At 67.3% G+C, this 17,399-nt stretch carries 13 protein-coding genes; 4 read left to right on the plus strand and 9 right to left on the minus strand.

What is annotated here, in order from left to right; genetic code table 11:
• The first annotated feature begins 202 nt into the window (after positions 1-202).
• Positions 203-1,402, plus strand: coding sequence for a formaldehyde dehydrogenase, glutathione-independent (gene fdhA, locus H681_RS24695; protein ID WP_015479629.1), 1,200 nt, complete (start codon positions 203-205; stop codon positions 1,400-1,402).
• 402 nt (positions 1,403-1,804) lie between these two features.
• Positions 1,805-2,377 (plus strand): DUF1993 domain-containing protein, encoded by a 573-nt coding sequence (locus tag H681_RS24700; RefSeq protein WP_015479630.1) that lies wholly within the window; start codon positions 1,805-1,807, stop codon positions 2,375-2,377.
• 43 nt (positions 2,378-2,420) lie between these two features.
• Here H681_RS24700 and H681_RS24705 read toward each other — a convergent pair whose 3' ends face one another.
• The 9 genes from H681_RS24705 to H681_RS24745 all read right to left on the minus strand — a co-directional run bounded on the left by H681_RS24705 (position 2,421) and on the right by H681_RS24745 (position 14,807).
• Positions 2,421-3,998 carry a fatty acid--CoA ligase gene (locus H681_RS24705; RefSeq protein WP_015479631.1) on the minus strand — a complete coding sequence of 526 codons (1,578 nt, stop codon included), beginning with the start codon at positions 3,996-3,998 and terminating at the stop codon, positions 2,421-2,423.
• Positions 3,999-4,068: 70 nt separating this feature from the next.
• Positions 4,069-5,307, minus strand: a complete 1,239-nt coding sequence (locus tag H681_RS24710; RefSeq protein WP_015479632.1) for an acyl-CoA dehydrogenase family protein — start codon at positions 5,305-5,307, stop codon at positions 4,069-4,071.
• An 8-nt stretch (positions 5,308-5,315) separates the two neighbouring features.
• A complete protein-coding gene (locus H681_RS24715) occupies positions 5,316-6,440 on the minus strand; it encodes an acyl-CoA dehydrogenase family protein (RefSeq protein WP_015479633.1) in 1,125 nt (374 codons plus the stop codon).
• A 153-nt stretch (positions 6,441-6,593) separates the two neighbouring features.
• Complete coding sequence (locus H681_RS24720; protein ID WP_015479634.1) at positions 6,594-7,706, minus strand: class II histone deacetylase; 1,113 nt, start codon at positions 7,704-7,706, stop codon at positions 6,594-6,596.
• Positions 7,703-9,094 carry a purine-cytosine permease family protein gene (locus tag H681_RS24725; RefSeq protein ID WP_015479635.1) on the minus strand — a complete coding sequence of 464 codons (1,392 nt, stop codon included), beginning with the start codon at positions 9,092-9,094 and terminating at the stop codon, positions 7,703-7,705. Before H681_RS24725 ends, H681_RS24720 begins: the two co-directional genes overlap by 4 nt.
• Positions 9,095-9,169: 75 nt before the next feature.
• Entirely contained in the window at positions 9,170-10,216 is a 1,047-nt protein-coding gene (locus H681_RS24730; RefSeq protein WP_041712273.1) for an ABC transporter substrate-binding protein, read from the minus strand.
• A gap of 219 nt (positions 10,217-10,435) precedes the next feature.
• Complete coding sequence (locus tag H681_RS24735) at positions 10,436-11,818, minus strand: aspartate aminotransferase family protein (protein ID WP_015479637.1); 1,383 nt, start codon at positions 11,816-11,818, stop codon at positions 10,436-10,438.
• Between the two features lie 29 nt (positions 11,819-11,847).
• A complete protein-coding gene (locus H681_RS24740; protein ID WP_015479638.1) occupies positions 11,848-13,275 on the minus strand; it encodes an APC family permease in 1,428 nt (475 codons plus the stop codon).
• A 41-nt stretch (positions 13,276-13,316) separates the two neighbouring features.
• A complete protein-coding gene (locus H681_RS24745) occupies positions 13,317-14,807 on the minus strand; it encodes an aldehyde dehydrogenase (RefSeq protein ID WP_015479639.1) in 1,491 nt (496 codons plus the stop codon).
• A gap of 309 nt (positions 14,808-15,116) precedes the next feature.
• On the opposite strand from H681_RS24745, the gene H681_RS24750 reads away from it, so the two are divergent.
• On the plus strand, positions 15,117-16,025 hold the full coding sequence (locus H681_RS24750; RefSeq protein WP_015479640.1) for a LysR substrate-binding domain-containing protein: 909 nt from the start codon (positions 15,117-15,119) through the stop codon (positions 16,023-16,025).
• Positions 16,026-16,361: 336 nt separating this feature from the next.
• Entirely contained in the window at positions 16,362-17,390 is a 1,029-nt protein-coding gene (locus H681_RS24755; RefSeq protein WP_015479641.1) for a DUF5924 family protein, read from the plus strand.
• Positions 17,391-17,399: the final 9 nt, after the last annotated feature.

A 17,399-nucleotide genomic window follows, 5' to 3' on the forward strand; every position in this document is an offset into this window, starting at 1 on the left:
GAAACATCGACAAACACCCCCTCTCCCTCTGGGAGAGGGCTGGAGTGAGGTGCTCCCTGAGCGCCCACCCAACCACCGAGCAACATCGACAGACCGCCGGCTGCCAATCCCCCGGCCCTGTCGCGCAACACACGACATCCCAGTGCAGAACCGCGAGCCGCAAGGCCCGCCTTTGTACCCACAAACACAATGAGGAATGCGTATGTCTGGCAATCGTGGTGTGGTTTATCTCGGCCCGGGCAAGGTCGAGGTACAGAACATCCCCTATCCGAAGATGCAGGACCCGCAGGGCAAGCAGATCGACCACGGGGTGATCCTGCGCGTGGTGTCCACCAACATCTGCGGCTCCGACCAGCACATGGTCCGTGGCCGTACCACCGCTCCCGAAGGCCTGGTACTGGGCCACGAGATCACCGGCGAGGTGGTGGAGATCGGTCGAGGCGTGGAAACCATGAAGATCGGCGACCTGGTCTCGGTGCCGTTCAACGTCGCCTGTGGCCACTGCCGCACCTGCAAGGAGCAGCACACCGGCGTCTGCCTGACGGTCAACCCGTCCCGCGCCGGCGGCGCCTACGGCTACGTCGACATGGGCGGCTGGGTCGGTGGCCAGGCCGAGTACGTGATGGTTCCCTACGCCGACTTCAACCTGCTGCGCCTGCCCAACCGCGACGCGGCGATGGAGAAGATCCGCGACCTGACCTGCCTCTCCGATATCCTGCCCACTGGCTACCACGGAGCGGTGACGGCCGGCGTCGGTCCGGGCAGCACCGTCTACATCGCCGGTGCCGGTCCGGTCGGTCTCGCCGCTGCCGCCTCGGCCCGCCTGCTGGGCGCCGCCGTGGTGATAGTCGGTGACGTCAACCCGACCCGCCTGGCCCACGCCAAGGCCCAGGGCTTCGAAATCGCCGACCTGTCCAGGGACACCCCGCTGCACGAGCAGATCGCCGACCTGCTGGGCGAGCCGGAAGTGGACTGTGCGGTCGACGCGGTGGGCTTCGAAGCCCGTGGCCACGGTCATTCCGGCTCGCAGCACGAGGCTCCGGCCACCGTACTGAACTCGCTGATGGGTGTGGTGCGGGTCGCCGGCAAGATCGGCATTCCGGGCCTTTACGTCACCGAGGATCCGGGCGCGGTGGACGCGGCCGCCAAGCAGGGCTCGCTGAGCATCCGCTTCGGCCTCGGCTGGGCCAAGTCGCACAGCTTCCACACCGGCCAGACCCCGGTGATGAAGTACAACCGCCAGCTGATGCAGGCGATCATGTGGGACCGCATCAAGATCGCCGATGTCGTCGGGGTGGAAGTCATCACCCTGGACGAAGCGCCCAAAGGCTATGGCGAGTTCGATGCCGGCGTGCCGAAGAAATTCGTCATCGACCCGCACAACCTGTTCCGCGCCGCCTGACGACGCACCCGCCCCCCGGCCGCGACTCCACTTCCGCGGCCGTCTCTCCAGGGGAGCCGCAAGGCTCCCTTTTTTTGCCCATACGCCACGCGCTCCCAGGCGTACCGCAAGTCACGGACGGATCCTGCAGGAGCGAGCTTGCTCGCGAACCGCCCAGTTGCGGAGCCTGTTCGCGAGCAAGCTCGCTCCTACGAAAGGCGCAAGATCACAGTTTCGGCACAGGGCACAGGGCACAGTCGAAGTCGCCGTCCTGGCAATCGAGAGTGTCCGCAACTCTTCGATGCGGCACTCGGTCATCACCTTCAGGCGGCGGCAGCCGGACTCTCTAGCGCAAGGCAGTATCGAGCCGCGCGGCAGGCAGTCTCGGGCTAAACTGGAAACTCCCTTGCCCTGGAGAACACCATGTCGCTGACCCATCTGCTCGTTCCGACCTTCACCCGGATGCTCACCAACCTCGGGCAATGGCTCGACAAGGCCGAGGCGCACCAGAGGGCCACGGGCGGTGATGTCGAAGCGCTGATGTCGATGCGGCTGGCGGCGGACATGTACCCGCTGGCGTCACAGGTGCGCTTCACCTGCTTCCAGGCGCTGGAACCGACCTATCGGCTTCGTGGCCTGGCCATTCCCGAGCACTGGCTGGGCGTGCGCCAGGACGGCTGGGAAGCGAACGAACGGCCGGGTTCGCCGGACGACGCACGGGCCTGCGTTGCCGAGGCGCTGGCGGTGCTCGGCGACCTGCAACCCACGGCACTGGATGGCGAGTCCCCATCGGCGATCGCGCTGGACCTGCCCAACGGCATCGTGTTCGACCTGACCCGCGAGCAGTACGCGCGCGACTGGGCGCTACCGCAGTTCTACTTCCACTGCGTCACCGCCTACGCGATCCTGCGCCACCACGGCATCGAGCTCGGCAAGGCCGACTATGTGGCGCACATGCTGGCCTTCATCCGGCCAGGCTCGATGCCCCAGGGCTGAAGCCAGGCTGCGGCGCCCAGCCCCTTCGCCTCGATCCGTGGGCCTAGTTCACCCGGCGGCTGCAACCCACCCAGTACGGCTCCCGCAGCGCCCTGCGCAGCAGCTTGCCGGCCGGATTGCGCGGCATGGCGTCGATGAAGTCGATGCTCTTGGGCACCTTGAAGCCCGCGATGCGCTCACGCGCCCAGCCCAGGATGCCGTCGACGTCCGCCGCCACGCCCGGACGCAGCACCACCATCGCCTTGACCGCCTCGCCCCAGCGCTCGTCGGGCACGCCGATCACGGCCACGTCGGCAACGGCCGGGTGACCGTAGATGGCGCTCTCCACTTCGGCCGGATAGATGTTTTCCCCGCCGCTGATGATCATGTCCTTGACCCGGTCGTGGATGTAGAGATAGCCGTCCGCGTCCATGTAGCCGGCATCGCCGCTGCGCAGCCAGCCGTCGGCGTCGAGGGTGCGGGCGGTGTCTTCCTCCTGCTTCCAGTAGCCGGCCATGTTCTGCGGCGAGCGGATCACCACTTCGCCCACCTCTCCGGCCGGCAGCCTCCGGCCGTCCGGCCCGACCACCGCCACCTCGCTGCCGGGCATGGCCTTGCCGGCGGCGCGCATGCGCGGGACATCGGCGGGCGTGTGGTCTTCCGGCGGCAGCGCCACGATGGTGCCGGTGGTCTCCGTCATGCCGTACTGCTGCACGAAGCCACAGCCGAAGACCGCCATGCCCTCGCGCAGCAACGCGGCGGGGATCGGCGACGAGCCGTACAGCATGTGCTTGAGACGCGAATAGTCCACCTGCCGCGCACGCGGGTCGCGCAGTACGATCTGCATGGCCGCCGGCACCATGAACAACTTGCTGATGCGGTCGTGCTCGATGTAGTCGAGCACCTTGCTCGGATCGAACTCGCGCGCCACGACCCCCTTGCAGCCGACCAGGACGCCACGCACGCCCCAACCCGAGCCGCCGATATGCGCCACCGGCATGGCCACCAGAGAGACGTCGTCGTCGCTCCATTGCGACCAGTCCGCTCCGTCGTGCAGGGCGATCTCGGTACCGCAGGTCAGGTTGCGATGCATCAGCATCACGCCCTTGGGACGTCCGGTCGTACCCGACGTATAGAGTTGCAGCACCACGTCGTTGGGCTGCGCTTCATGCGTCGGCGGGGTATCCGGGCAGGCGTCGCGCCAGTCCGGATAGGCCGGCCAATCAGCTTCTCCGCCCTCCATCGCCACCGCGCGACGCACCAGCGGCAGCGCTGGCAGCAGGCCGCGCACCAGCGCCGATGACTCCGTGCCGACGAAAACCAGCGTCGCGTCGCAATGCGAGACGATGTACTGGATCTCGGGCCCCGCCAGCCGCCAGCTCACCGGCGTGATGACGGCGCCCATCTTGGCCGCGCCAAAGAACAGCTCGAAATAGTGGTCGCTGTTCTTGCCGACATAGGCGATACGGTCGCCGGCCTTCACGCCGTCGGCCAGCAAGGCCTGCGCAACGCGATCGGTATGCCGGTCGAAATCGCCAAAGGTGGTCTCGCGGCCTTCGAAGGCATATGCAATGGCCCCGGCCCGCTCCCGGGCGAAGTGGCGAATCGCGCTGGACAACGTCGCGAGGTATTCCGTCTTCATGAACCTTGCCTCCTGTTCTGATTTTTGTAGAGAGGGTGGGTAACGATGCCAAGGGGGCTGATGGGTGCGCTCAGAGCTGCAGGACCTGTCGCGCGATGATGTTGCGCTGGATCTCGCTGGAACCACCGTAGATCGATGCCTTGCGATAGTTGAAGTAGCGCGGCGCGACCGGAGCGGCATCGTCCGGCCCCAGGCGCGGGCTGGCGGCGCGCCCCTGGATCTCGGCCCAGGTGTCCCGTACGAATGGCAGCGCATAAGGCCCGAGCGCATCGACGGCCAGCTCGGAGATGGCCTGGGCCGTCTCGGTGCCGACGACCTTGATCATGCTCGAGGCCGCGCCGATCGACGCGCCCGAGGCCACGCCGGAGAACAGCCGTTGCTCGGTCGCCTCGGCCGCCGCCACGCGCACATGCATGGCGCCCAGCCGTTGCCGGAAGACGGGATCGTCGATCAGCCGTCCGTTGCCCTCTTCACCGGGCTGCGCGGCGGCAATCGCCGCCACCTTGTCCAGCTGCCGGCGCAGCATCGGCGCATAGCTGCCGCCACGCTCGAACTCGAGCAGGTACTTGGCGACGGTCCAGCCCATGCCTTCCTCGCCGAGGCGTTGCGTGACCGGTACGCGCACGTCGTCGAAGAAGACCTGGTTGACCTCCTGCTGGCCTTCCATCGGGCCGTCGAGCGTGGGCAGTGCCGAGATGGTGATACCGGGCGTGCGCATGTCGAGCAGCAGGAATGTAATGCCCTCCTGCGGCCTGCCCTCGCGCGAGGTGCGCACCAGGCAGAACATCCAGTCGGCCCACTGCGCGTGTGTCGTCCAGATCTTCGAACCGTTCAGGACGTAGTGCTCGCCGTTCGCATCGGCACCACGCGTCGCGCGCATCTGCAACGAAGCCAGGTCGGAGCCGGCGTTCGGCTCGGAATAGCCCTGGCACCACAAGTCGTCGGCCGAGAGGATGCGCGGCAGGAAGCGGGCCTGCTGCTCGGGGGTGCCGTATTTCATGATGACCGGCGCCACCATCTTCAGTCCCATCGGCGACACCGGCGGGCAACCGGTGGCGGCCAGTTCGCTCTGGAAGAGATGACGTTGCGTGGGCGTCCAGCCGGGGCCGCCATGCGCCTGCGGCCAGTTCGGCGCCGCCCAGCCGCGCGCGTGCAGTGCCTTCTGCCAGCGCACCTGTGCCGCCTTGTCGAGGTAGCCGTTCTTCGACTGCGCCATCATCGCGCGCAGTTCGGCGTCGTACGCCTCGGCGATCCAGGCGCGCACCTCGGCGCGAAACTGCAGGTCCTGCGGAGAGTCGTTGATGTCCATGACGATCCTTATACGTTGGCCGGGTAGCGCAGGTCGACGCAGCGCCGCAGGTGGTAGGCGATGTTGCCGAACTGCAGGCCGATCGCGGTGACGCGCTTGAAGTAGTGACCCACCGCCGTTTCCTCGGTCACCCCCATGCCACCGTGGATCTGTACCGCCCCCTGGCCGATGCGCCGGCCGGCCTCGTCGACATGCGCCTTGGCGGTGCTGACGGCCAGCGCGCGCTCCCGGGGCTCGTCGGAAACACGCATGGCCGCCACCTGGGTGAGGGCGACGGCCTGCTCGTGCAGCATGTACATGTCCGCCATGCGATGCTGCAAAGCCTGGAAGCTGCCGATGGCCTGTCCGAACTGTTGACGCTGGCGCGCGTACGCGACGGTGTCCTCCAGCATTCGCGCGGTGGCGCCGGTCGCTTCCGCGCACAGGGCCAGCGTGGCGATGTCGCACAACCGCTCGAGCAAGGGCAATGCGCCCCCCGGCGTTCCCAACACCTGTGCCGCGCTCACCCGCACGCCGGCCAGCACCAGGTCGGCGGTCCGGCCGCCGTCGAAGGTGGGGGACTCGATCAATGTCAGGCCCGGCGCCGTGCGCTCGACCCAGAACAGCGTCGGCCCCTCGGCGGTGTTCGCGCTGACGATGAAGTGCGTAGCCCAGGGCGCCCCGCTGACGAGCGCCTTGCGCCCATGCAGGCGGTACCCTCCGGCGTCGGCCTCCGCGCGGACCCGCGGCGCAATGCCGTAGCGCAGCTCCGGTTCGGCATGGGCCCAGCCCACCACCCGCTCGCCGGCCGCGATGGCCGGCAGCACGTCGGCCGCCAGCGTCTCATCGGCGTGTTGCAGCGCCTCGACCGCCAGGATGGCCGTGCCGAGGTACGGCTCCAGCACCAGGTGGCGACCGAACTGCTCCATCACCGCGAGGTAGTCGACGATGCCGCCGCCCGAGCCACCGAAGCGCTCGGGAATCCCGATGCCCAGCAGCCCCAGGTCCTGGGCGAATGCCCGCCAGCAGTCGGGACGCCAGCCGATTGCCGAGTTCACGGCGGCCTGACGCGCATCGAACGTGTAATGATCGGACAAGTAGCGCGCGAGCATGTCGCGCAGCAGGTCCTGTTCCTCGCTGAAGCGGAAATCCACGGGGCGGCCCCTCGGTGCGAACGAGATCCAGCCATTCTGTGTCGTGCCGCCCCCCGCCAGCGACGTTCGAAGGAACTATTCGCACTGCGCGAGGACGACGTCCATCACCCGCGCAGGCATTCGCCAACCGCTGGATGGACGCAGGCGCCGGCCTCAGCCCAGCAGCTTCGCCGCCATCCGCTCCAGGGCCTGACGCTGGAAGGCGCGGAAGTCCGCGTCCGGCTGCTGGCCTTCGAGCATCGGCAGGAAGGGATCGACCACCTCGGTGCGCACGCCGGCCAGTTCCTCGATCACCGCGTGGCCGCAGAACGGCACGTAGGCTTCGGCGTAACCGCCTTCGTGAACCAGCACCAGCCGGCCCCCGCACAGACGCTCCGCCACGTCGCGGACCGATGCGGTCATGGCGCGGAAGGTCTCGCTGTGGGCGAGCATGCGCGCCAGCGGGTCCACGCCGTTGGCGTCGAAGCCGCAGGCGACCACGATCAGCTCGGGCTGGAAGCGTTCCAGCGCCGGAACGATGAGGGTTTCCATCGCCATGCGATAGGCGTCGTCGCCACTGCCCGGATAGAGCGGCACGTTGAAGTTGTAGCCGGTGCCCGCGCCCTCGCCGATGTCCTCCACCGCGCCGGAGCCGGTGGGGAAGCAGTCGGCCTGGTGGATCGACAGGGTCAGCACGTCGTCGCGGCCATAGAAGATCGACTCGGTGCCGTTGCCGTGGTGCACGTCCCAGTCCAGCACCGCCACGCGCGTGAGGCCGTGGCGCGCCTTGGCCGCTTCCACCGCCACGGCGATGTTCGCCAGGTAGCAGAAGCCCATGCCGCGATCGGCCAGGCAATGGTGACCCGGCGGACGGGACAGCGCGTAGGCATTGTCCAGCTCGCCGCGCATCACCGCGTCCACCGCGGCAATGGCGAGCCCCGCGGACTGCCGGGCGATCTCGTAGGTGCCGGGACCGACCATCGCTTCCTCGCCCAGTTCGCCGTGGCCGGCAGCGCTCATGGCCTTGAAACGCGCCAGGTAGTCCGCCGGGTGAACGCGCAGCAGGTCTTCCTCGCTGGCCAGCGGCGCGCTGGAAAGCCTGAGCCGGTCACTGAGGCCGGAGACGTCCATCAGGCTCTTCAGCCGGCGTTTGCTCTCCGCCGATTCGGCATGCCCGGAACCGGCCGGCGGCTGCAGCCAGCCGCCCACCGGGAGGATCAGCGCGTGCAGCCCGGCGGCGTGCCAGAAGCAGCGTTCGTCGAAGAAGAATCCGCTGCGACGGCTCATGCGCGGGCCTCCTTCAGGCTGCGTTGGCGCTTGCGGCTGAACAGCCAGTAGACCGGCGAGACCACGCCCAGGCCGACCACCCAGGAGATGTCAGCACCGTTCATGGCCTGGGCGGCCACGCCGGTGTAGAGCGCGGTGGACATGAAGGGGATCTGCACCAGGATGCCGAGGATGTAGCAGTTCACCGCGGTCCAGTTGAAGGTGCCGTAGATACCGCCGTCGCGGCGGAAGAACGACAGCACGTCGTATTCGCCGTGGGCCACCAGGTAGTAGTCGACCAGGTTGATCGCGCTCCAGGGCACCAGCACGTAGAGCAGCAGCAGGATGAAGTTGGTGTAGTTGGCCATGAAGTTGTCCTGGCCGAGCAGGGCGATGGCCAGCGAGCCACCGAACAGCACCAGGGAGATCACCGCGCGCCAGCCGGCCTGGGCGTTCCACGCCGGAATCAGGGTCTGCCCGACGGTGATGGTCGAGAGCGTGCCGCAGTACAGGTTCATCGAGTTGGTGGCGGCGATGCCGATGGAGAACACCGCGACCATCACCGCGCTGAAGCCGCCGGTCATGTCGATCAGCCCGGCGATGACATCGCCCTCGCCCACCGACAGGCCGACCAGCACGCCCAGCAGCATCGGCAGGATCGAACCCAGGCAGCAGCCCCAGTAGCTGGACCAGAACGCGGTGCGCGAGCCGGTGCCCTGCGGCATGTAGCGCGAGTAATCGGAGACGTAGGGCGCGTAGGCCAGTTGCCAGAGCGCGGCGATGGACAGTGCGCCGAGAAAGCCGGGGATGGTGGTCTGGTTGCGCTCGAGCAGGTCCGCCGGCAGGCCGTGGACGAACAGCAGCCAGATGAAGCAGACCAGCAGCACCGCGCCGGACAGCCAGCACATCAGCCGGGTGTAACCGTGGATCAGGCGGTAGCCGAAGATGCTGGCGATGACGCTCAGCGCACCGACCAGCAGGATGCCCTGGTTAGTGCTGATCACCGGGAAGCGCGCACTGAGCGTCTGCCCGCCGAGCACCAGGTTGGAGGCGAAGAAGCCCAGGTACATGATCACCACCAGGGCGACCACCAGCAGCGAGCCGTAGGAGCCGAACTGGCCGCGGGTCTGCACCATCTGCGGCACGCCCAGCTGCGGCCCCTGGGCCGAATGCAGGGCCATGAATATCCCGCCCAGCAAATGGCCGAGCACCAGCGCCAGCACGGCGCTGAAGAACGGCAGCTTGAAGATGGTGACCGCCAGTGCGCCGGTCACTACGGTGAGCAGCATGATGTTGCTGCCGAACCAGATGGTGAAGAGATCACGGGCACGGCCGTGGCGTTCATGGGCGGCGATGGGCTGAATGGTGCTCAGCTCCAGGGTCGCCGACGGGTTCTGTGTCGTCGTCATGGTCTGTCTCATCCGCACAGCGCGGAATGCAAGGCGCGTGCCCGGCGCGGACGCCGGGCACGCGTCAGGGAAGGATCAGCGTGCGGCCCAGGCGTTGAAGCGCTGTTCCAGCTCTTCGCCGTGATCCACCCAGAAGGCGGCATCGACGGCGCGGGCGCCTTCCAGGTTGGTCGGTGCGGTGGGCAGCGCGTCGCGTACATCCGCCGGCAGCAGGTCGAGGGTGCCCTTGTGCACCGGGCCGTAGGGGATGTTCTCGGAGAAGGTCTTCTGGGTCTGCGGCTGGCTGGCGAAGGCGATGAACTTCTCGGCCAGCGCCTTGTTCGGCGTGCCTTTCACCACGGCCCAGTATTCCGGGTCGTAGAGGCTGCCCGGCCAGACGATGCCCAGCTTCACGCCTTCCTTCTGCGCGGCGGCGATGCGGCCGTTGTAGGCGGCGCTCATCACCACATCGCCGGCGGCCAGCCATTGCGGCGGCTGCGCGCCGGCTTCCCACCACTGGATACTCGGCTTGAGCTGGTCGAGCTTGGCGAAGGCGCGGTCGACGCCGGCCTTGGTGCCGAGCACCTCGTACAGGTCCGCCTGCTTCACGCCGTCGGCCAGCAGGGCGATCTCCAGGGTGTACTTGGCGCCCTTGCGCAGGCCGCGCTTGCCCGGGTATTCGGTAGTGTTCCAGAAGTCGGCCCAGGACTGCGGCGCCTTGGCGACCTTGGCGCCGTTGTAGGCCATGACCATCGACCAGACGTAGGTGGCCACGCCGCATTCGCTCAGGGTGCCGGGAACGAAGTTCTTCGGATCGCCGATGGCCGCCGGGTCGATGCGCTCGAACAGGCCCTCGTCGCAGCCGCGCAGCAACTCGGGGCTTTCCACTTCCACCACATCCCATGTGACCTTGCCGACGTCCACCATAGCCTTGACCTTGGCCATTTCGCCGTTGTACTCGCCGGCGACGATCTTCCCGGCGCCGCTGGCTTCGAAGGGTTTGAAATAGGCCTGCTCCTGGGCCGCCTTGGTGGCGCCGCCAAAGGAGATGACAGTGATGCTTTGGGACTGGGCCTGAACGCCGCCGACAGCGGCGGCGAGAGCACAGGTGAGGGACACACGCACGAGCAAGGACGATTTCATGGAACGACTCCCACAGCCGGATTGGCGTTGTTGTGTTGCTGGGCAGTACCCCCGGCAAATGCCGGGCAAAAGGGTTCCATCGCGCGGGCGTCTTCGCGCTCGCGGCGTTGTTGTAGAGCTTTTGTTCTTCGTAGGAGCGAGCTTGCTCGCGAACAGACTCCGCAGCGGGGCGGGTTCGCGAGCAAGCTCGCTCCTACAAAAGAGCGGAAGCGGGTGCCGTTACAGCACGCCGATTTCCTCGGCCGTGCGGTCGACCGCGCGGCGGGTCTTCTCGACCAGTTCGTCGATCTCCGTACGGCCGGCGACCAGCGCCGGGGCCATGATCATGCGGCCGAGGGTGGAGCGAATGATCACGCCCTCCTCGAAGCCGATGGTGCGGCAGCGCCAGGCCAGGTCGTTCTCGTTGTCGTAACGCTTGCGGGTGGCCTTGTCCTGGACGAACTGCAGCGCGGCGACGAAGCCGGTGCCCTGGATGTCGCCCACCAGCGGGTGGTTGCCGAAGACTTCGCGCAGGCACTGCTGCAGGTACGGACCGGTGTCGTTCTTCACCGCATTGACCCAACCCTCGTCACGCAGCGCGCGCAGGTTGGCCACGGCCACCGCCGCCGCCACCGGGTGGCCGGAGTAGGTCAGGCCGTGGGCGAACACGCCGCCCTCTTCCACCAGGGTCTGGGCGATGCGCTTGCTCAGTACCAGGCCGCCCATCGGGATGTAGCCGCTGGTCAGGCCCTTGGCGATGGACAGGGTGTCGGGCTGGAAGCCGAAGTGCTGGTGGGCGAACCATTCGCCGGTACGGCCGAAGCCGCCGATCACTTCGTCCGCGCACAGCAGCACGTCGTACTGACGGCAGATGCGCTGGATTTCCGGCCAGTAGCTTTCCGGCGGGAAGATCATGCCGCCGGCGCCCTGGAAGGGTTCGGCGATGAAGCCGGCGACGTTGTCGGCGCCCAGCTCGAGGATCTTCTCTTCCAGCTGCAGCGCGCAGCGGCGGCCGAATTCGGCCGGGGTCAGGTCGCCGCCGGCGGCGAACCAGTAGGGCTCGTCGATGTGCGCGATGTCCGGGATCAGGCCGCCCATCTCGTGCATGAACTTCATGCCGCCCAGCGCGGTGGCCGCCAGGGTGGAGCCGTGGTAGCCGTTCCAGCGGCCGATCATGATCTTCTTCTGCGGCTTGCCTTCGATCTGCCAGAAGCGGCGCACGGTACGGATCAGCACCTCGTTGGCCTCGGAGCCGGAGTTGGTGTAGATCGCGTGGCTGTAGTGCTCGGGCAGCAGGCTGAAGAGGGTCTCGGAAAGCTCGATCACCGCCGGGTGGGTGGTGTGGAAGAACATGTTGTAGTACGGCAGTTCGTCCAGCTGGGCGGTGGCGGCGGCGGTCAGGTCCTTGCGGCCGTAGCCCAGGTTGGTGCACCACAGGCCGGACATGCCGTCCAGGTAGCGGTTGCCGTCGTTGTCCCACAGGTGCAGGCCTTCGCCGCGCACCATCACGCGCGGGCCTTCGGCGTTCAGCGCCTTCTGGTCGAGGAAGGCGTGGATGTGGTGAGCCGCATCCGCTTTCTGGTAATCGCGGGTTTCACGTTGCGGTCTGGTCTGGTCGGTCATCGACATTCTCCAAGTTCCCGAGGCGTACGTCAGGCCGTCGGGGATTGCAGGGGATCGAGGGCGACGGACTTACCCTGGGCAGTCTCACCGGCCGTCTCGAGCGGTTCGGGTACGAAAAGCGGTTTGCGCATCACCAGCTTGATCCACACGACCGCGACCAGCGAGACCACGCCCAGCACCACGCCTGCGCTGGCGAAGATGCGGCCGGTCATTTCCGGGGTCGGGGACACGTGCACCACGGCATAGAGCATGCCGGCGATGCCGAACAACTGGGGCAGCGGGTAGAACGGCGTGCGGAACGGCCGGGCCAGCTGCGGGTAGCGGCGACGCAGGGCGAGTACGTCGACGTGGGCGATGATGTAGGCCAGCAGCCAGGACAGCGCGGCGGCCAGCAGCAGGATGTTGATGGCGTCCGGGTTGTCGCCCAGCAGGACGATCGGCAGCCCGGTGATGGCGGCGACGAACAGCACGGCCACCCACGGCGTGCGCGCCTCGCGGCTGAGCCACTGGAACTGCGGGAAGGCCTGGCCGTTCTGCGCCATGCCGTAGAGCATGCGCGGGATGGCCGCCAGCGACGAGTTCAGGGTGCTGCAGGTGGCGGTGATGGCGGCGATCACCAGGAACAGCTGGCCATACTCGCCGAAGGCGCGGTTGGCGAACAGGAAGTGCGGCAGCAGGCTGCCGGCCAGTTCCTCGCCGGGGATCAGCATCAGCGCGCCCAGGCAGTACAGGGCGATGGTCAGGAAGATAATGGTCAGGCCGAGGATCATCGAACGCGGGATGTTGCGCTCCGGACGCTTGGTTTCCTCTACCAGCGGGCACACGAACTCGGCGCCGACGAAGCCCCACACGGCCATCGCGGTCAGCGCCAGCACGCCGACGCCCAGCGGGTTCCAGCCACTGGCCAGGGCCAGTTCGGCGGACGCCTGCTCGCTGCCGACCGAACCCAGGCCCAGCGCCAGCAGGACGATCATCATCACCAGCGCCAATGCGCTCTGCAGGCGCGCGAAGATGTCGATGCCCAGCAGGTTGAGCACGGTGAACAGGCCCAGCACGCCGTAGGCGATGAGCATCGGCGGCACGCTGCCGGGGTAGACCTTGCCGATGATCATGTCGAGCAGCAGCAGTTCGGCGGACAGCGCGAACATCGCCACCACCACGTAGCCGGAGAAGGTCGCCAGGATCGCCGGGAAATGCCCGATAGCCACTTCGGTGTAGCTGCTCAGGCCGCCGGCGCGCGGGATCATCAGCGCCAGTTCGGAGAAGGAGAAGGCATAGCTCAGGGCCAGCAGGTAGGCCAGGCCCAGCGGCACGATGAAGCCGAGGCCGGCGCTGCCGGCCCCCTGCAGCATCAGCACCATCACACCCTGGGACACCACCAGGCCGATGGCCACGGCCAGCAACGGGCCCAGGCCGAGCACGCGGCGCAAAGCGGGTTGTTGTGCGTTCACACTCATTCGCAGACTCTCTTATTGTGTTTATCGGGTCCGGATGGAAGTCAGCGCAGTTGGAACCAGGTGGTCTTGAGCTGCGTGTACTTGTCGAACGAATGCAGCGACAGGTCGCGGCCGAAGCCGGACTGCTTGCCGCCGCCGAACGGAATGGCCGGGTCCAGGGCGTCCACGGTGTTCACCGACACAGTGCCGGCGTTCAGGCGGCGCGCCACCCGGTGGGCGCGGTGCAGGTCGTCGCTCCACAGGGAGGCGGCCAGGCCGTAGATGCTGTCGTTGGCCATGCGCACGGCGTCGTCTTCGCTGTCGAACGGGATCACCGCCAGCACCGGGCCGAACACTTCGTCGCGGGCCAGGCTCTGCTCCGGACGCACACCGGTGAAGAGGGTCGGCTCGATGAAATTGTCCGAACCGTTGAAGCTCAGCTGACGGCCGCCGCAGGCGAGCGTCGCACCGTCGCTGGCGGCCTGGTCGATGCAGCGCAGGATGCCGGCGGTCTGCTTGCCATCGACGATGGCGCCGGCGCGGCTGGCCGGGTCCAGCGGGTCGCCCGGCGCCCAGTCGCGGGCCTTGGCGATCAGGCGCTCGACGAACTCGTCGTGGATCGAGCGCTCCACCAGTAGGCGCGAGTTGGCCGAGCAGACTTCGCCCTGGTTGAAGAAGATGCCGAAGGCGGCCTTCTCGGCGGCCAGATCGAGGTCGCGGCAGTCGGCGAACACCAGGTTCGGGCTCTTGCCGCCGCACTCCAGCCAGACCTGCTTGAGGTTGGACTGGGCGGAATACTGCATGAAGTACTTGCCGACCTGGGTCGAACCGGTGAACACCAGGGCGTCCACGTCCGGATGCAGGCCCAGGGCCTTGCCGGCGGTCTCGCCCAGGCCCGGCACGACGTTCAGCACGCCTTCGGGGATGCCGGCTTCCAGCGCCAGCTCGGCCAGGCGCAGGGCGGAGAACGGCGACTGCTCGGCGGGCTTGAGCACCACGGAGTTGCCGGCGGCCAGCGCGGGCGCCAGCTTCCAGGCGGCCATGTCGAGGGGGAAGTTCCACGGCACCACGGCGCCGATCACGCCCAGCGGCGCGCGGGTGATGGTGGCCAGGGCATCCTGCGCGGTCGGGGCGACCTGGTCGTAGAGCTTGTCGAGGCTTTCGGCGTACCAGGAGAACACGCCGGCGGCGCCGGGCACGTCGATGTTCCAGGCGTCCATCACCGGCTTGCCCATGTTCAGGGTGTCGAGCAGGGCCAGTTCGTCGCGGTTGGCCATCATCAGCTCGGCGAGCTTCTGCAGCACGGCCTTGCGCTCACGCGGCGCCATGCGCGCCCAGGGACCGGTCTCGAAGGCCTGGCGGGCGGCGCGCACGGCGGCGTCGACTTCGGCCTCGCCGCAGGCGGCGACATTCGCCAGCAGACGGTTGGTCGCCGGGTCGATGGAAGCGAAGGTAGCGCCGTCACGGGCGGCCACGCGGCGGCCACCGATCAGCGCGCTGTCGATGAAGGTCTGCCGGGCAGCGCGCTGCTGCCAGTCATTGAGCTCGTACACCAAGGCACTCCTGCTTCAGTCGCATCATGCGGCGACTTTGTTGTTCTGGATGTGCAATCGATGGTCGCCCAACCCCCCGCCAAGGAAAATTATTAAATTTGTCTTCGGGGTATATGAAAAAGCTGGGCAGCCTGCACCGCTTCGGTTCGCGCCGCACCGACATGTGGCGCTCCGGGCTCGGCGGGACGCAGCAGGCGGCCAAGGCCATGAAAAATGTGGTCGGCGGCGAGGAAAATCTTCGCCACGGGCGGCCCCCGCGGGCCGGCGCAACACGGTATCTTGTATAAAAAAGCATCAACGAGGCGTGCAGTGGCTTCCTATACCTTGCGGCAATTGAAGTATTTCGTGACCACCGTGGAATGCGGCAGCGTGGCCGAGGCCTCGCGCAAGCTGTACATCGCACAGCCCTCCATCTCCACGGCGATCAAGGGCCTGGAGGAGAGCTTCGGCGTACAGCTGTTCATCCGCCACCATGCCCAGGGCGTTTCCCTGACCCCCAGTGGCGCGCGCTTCTACCGCAAGGCACAGGAATTGCTGCGCATGGCCCACGAGTTCGAGCAGAACGCCCTGGCCGACAACGACGTGGTGGCCGGGCAGATCGACATCGGCTGCTTCGAGACCGTCGCCCCACTCTACCTGCCGCGCCTGATCGCGGGCTTTCGCGAGCGCTATCCGGGCGTGGAAATCCGCATCAGCGACGGCGAACAGCAGGAGCTGGTGCAGGGCCTCACCGGCGGTCGCTTCGACCTGGCGCTGCTCTACGAGCACGACCTGGACGCCACCATCGTCACCGACCCGCTGATGCCGGCCCAGCGTCCCTACGCGCTGCTGCCGGAGGACCACCGCTTCGCCAAGCAGGACAAGGTGTCCCTGCGCGACCTGGCGCTGGAGCCGATGATCCTGCTCGACGTGCAGCCCAGCCGTACCTATTTCGTGCGCATCTTCGAGGAACTGGGGCTGAACCCGCACATCGCCTTCAGCTCGCCGTCGATCGAGATGGTACGCGGCATGGTCGGCCAGGGCTTCGGTTTCTCGCTGCTGGTGACCCGCCCGCATTCCGAATGCACCTACGACGGCAAGAAGGTGGTGACCGTGGATGTCGCCGAAGAGGTCAGCACCTCCGGCCTGGTCGCCGCCTGGCTCAAGCGCGCCCAGCTGACCAAGCCGGCGCAGCTGTTCGTCGATTACGCGCGGGAAGAGTTGAGCGGGAAGCACTGAGGCTGCTTTTTGCTTTTTCGTAGGAGCGAGCTTGCTCGCGAACCCGCCCAACTGCAGGGCTGTTCGCAAGCAAGGACTGGGCGCCCCTCGCTCCCGCAAAAGCCGTCCAAACGTCCCCCACAGGAGCGGACCATGCCCGCGATTTTCCGGCCCGGTACCGTGCCGTGCGATTCGCGAGCAAGCTCGCTCCTACGAAGAGCCGTCTGGCCACAATGCAGCCACCGGTGCAATCGCAGGCGCAGGAAAATCCCTCCCGTCATCCCCCGCTGCCCCCAATCGTCCCCAGGGGGTTACAATCCTGCCCCCCTTTTCAGCTTTTCTTCTCCTCACCGCCCCATGCTCATCTGGAAAGAGCGCGCGCAGCGCCTGATCACCCTCGTCCTCGGCCTGCTGCAGCGCTACCCGCACATCGTCGCCCTGTTCGGCTTCTGTTCCGGGGTGTTCAGCTTCATCATGGTGGACCGCCACCGCGCCGGCTTCGCCCGGGTGATGGCCATCGTCATGCTGGTGAGCTGGGTCTGGCTGATGCTGGAAAACCTGCTCACCGACCGCTTCAAGCGTCGCTTCGGCTGGGAGGTGCCGCCGGGGCTGCTGCGCTACGCGACCCAGCTGATCCACCAGGAAAGCCTGTTCTTCTGCCTGCCGTTCTTCTTCGTCACCACCACCTGGAACAGCGGCCAGGCCCTGTTCACCGGCGCGCTGGCCGTGGCCGGGTTGATGGCGATCACCGATCCGCTCTACTACAAGTGGCTGTCGGTGCGGCGCTGGACCTTCCTCGGCTACCACACCCTGACGCTGTTCGCGGTGCTGCTCACCGCGCTGCCGATCATCCTCCACCTGAGCACGCCGGAAAGTTACCGGCTGGCCCTGGGCATCGCCGTGCTGCTGTCCTTCCCGAGCCTGGCGGTGACGGTGAAGATCCACAAATGGTGGCGCTGGTTCGCCCTGGTAGGCCTGACGCTGTCCATCGGCGCGGTGGGCTGGTTCGCCCGCGCCTGGGTGCCGCCCTCGACCCTGTGGATGACCGAGATGGCGGTGACCGAGAGCTTCGACAACGCCCAGCGCACCCCCGGCGACAGCCTGGAAACCGTGAGCCTCGCGCAGATCAAGAGCCAGGGCCTCTACGCCTACACCGCGATCAACGCGCCGCGCGGGCTCGACGAGCGCATCTACCACGCCTGGCGCCACGAAGGTAAGGAAGTCGACCGCATCGCCCTGGACATCAAGGGCGGCCGCGAAGCCGGCTACCGCGCCTGGACGCACAAGCAGAACTTCCCCAGCGACCCCACCGGACGCTGGCAGGTGCAGGTCCTCACCGAAGCCGGCCAGGTCATCGGTACGCTCCGCTTCGAGGTCACGCCCTGACCCATCGGT

The sequence above is a fragment of the Pseudomonas sp. ATCC 13867 genome, assembly GCF_000349845.1.
Taxonomy (GTDB): Bacteria; Pseudomonadota; Gammaproteobacteria; order Pseudomonadales; family Pseudomonadaceae; genus Pseudomonas.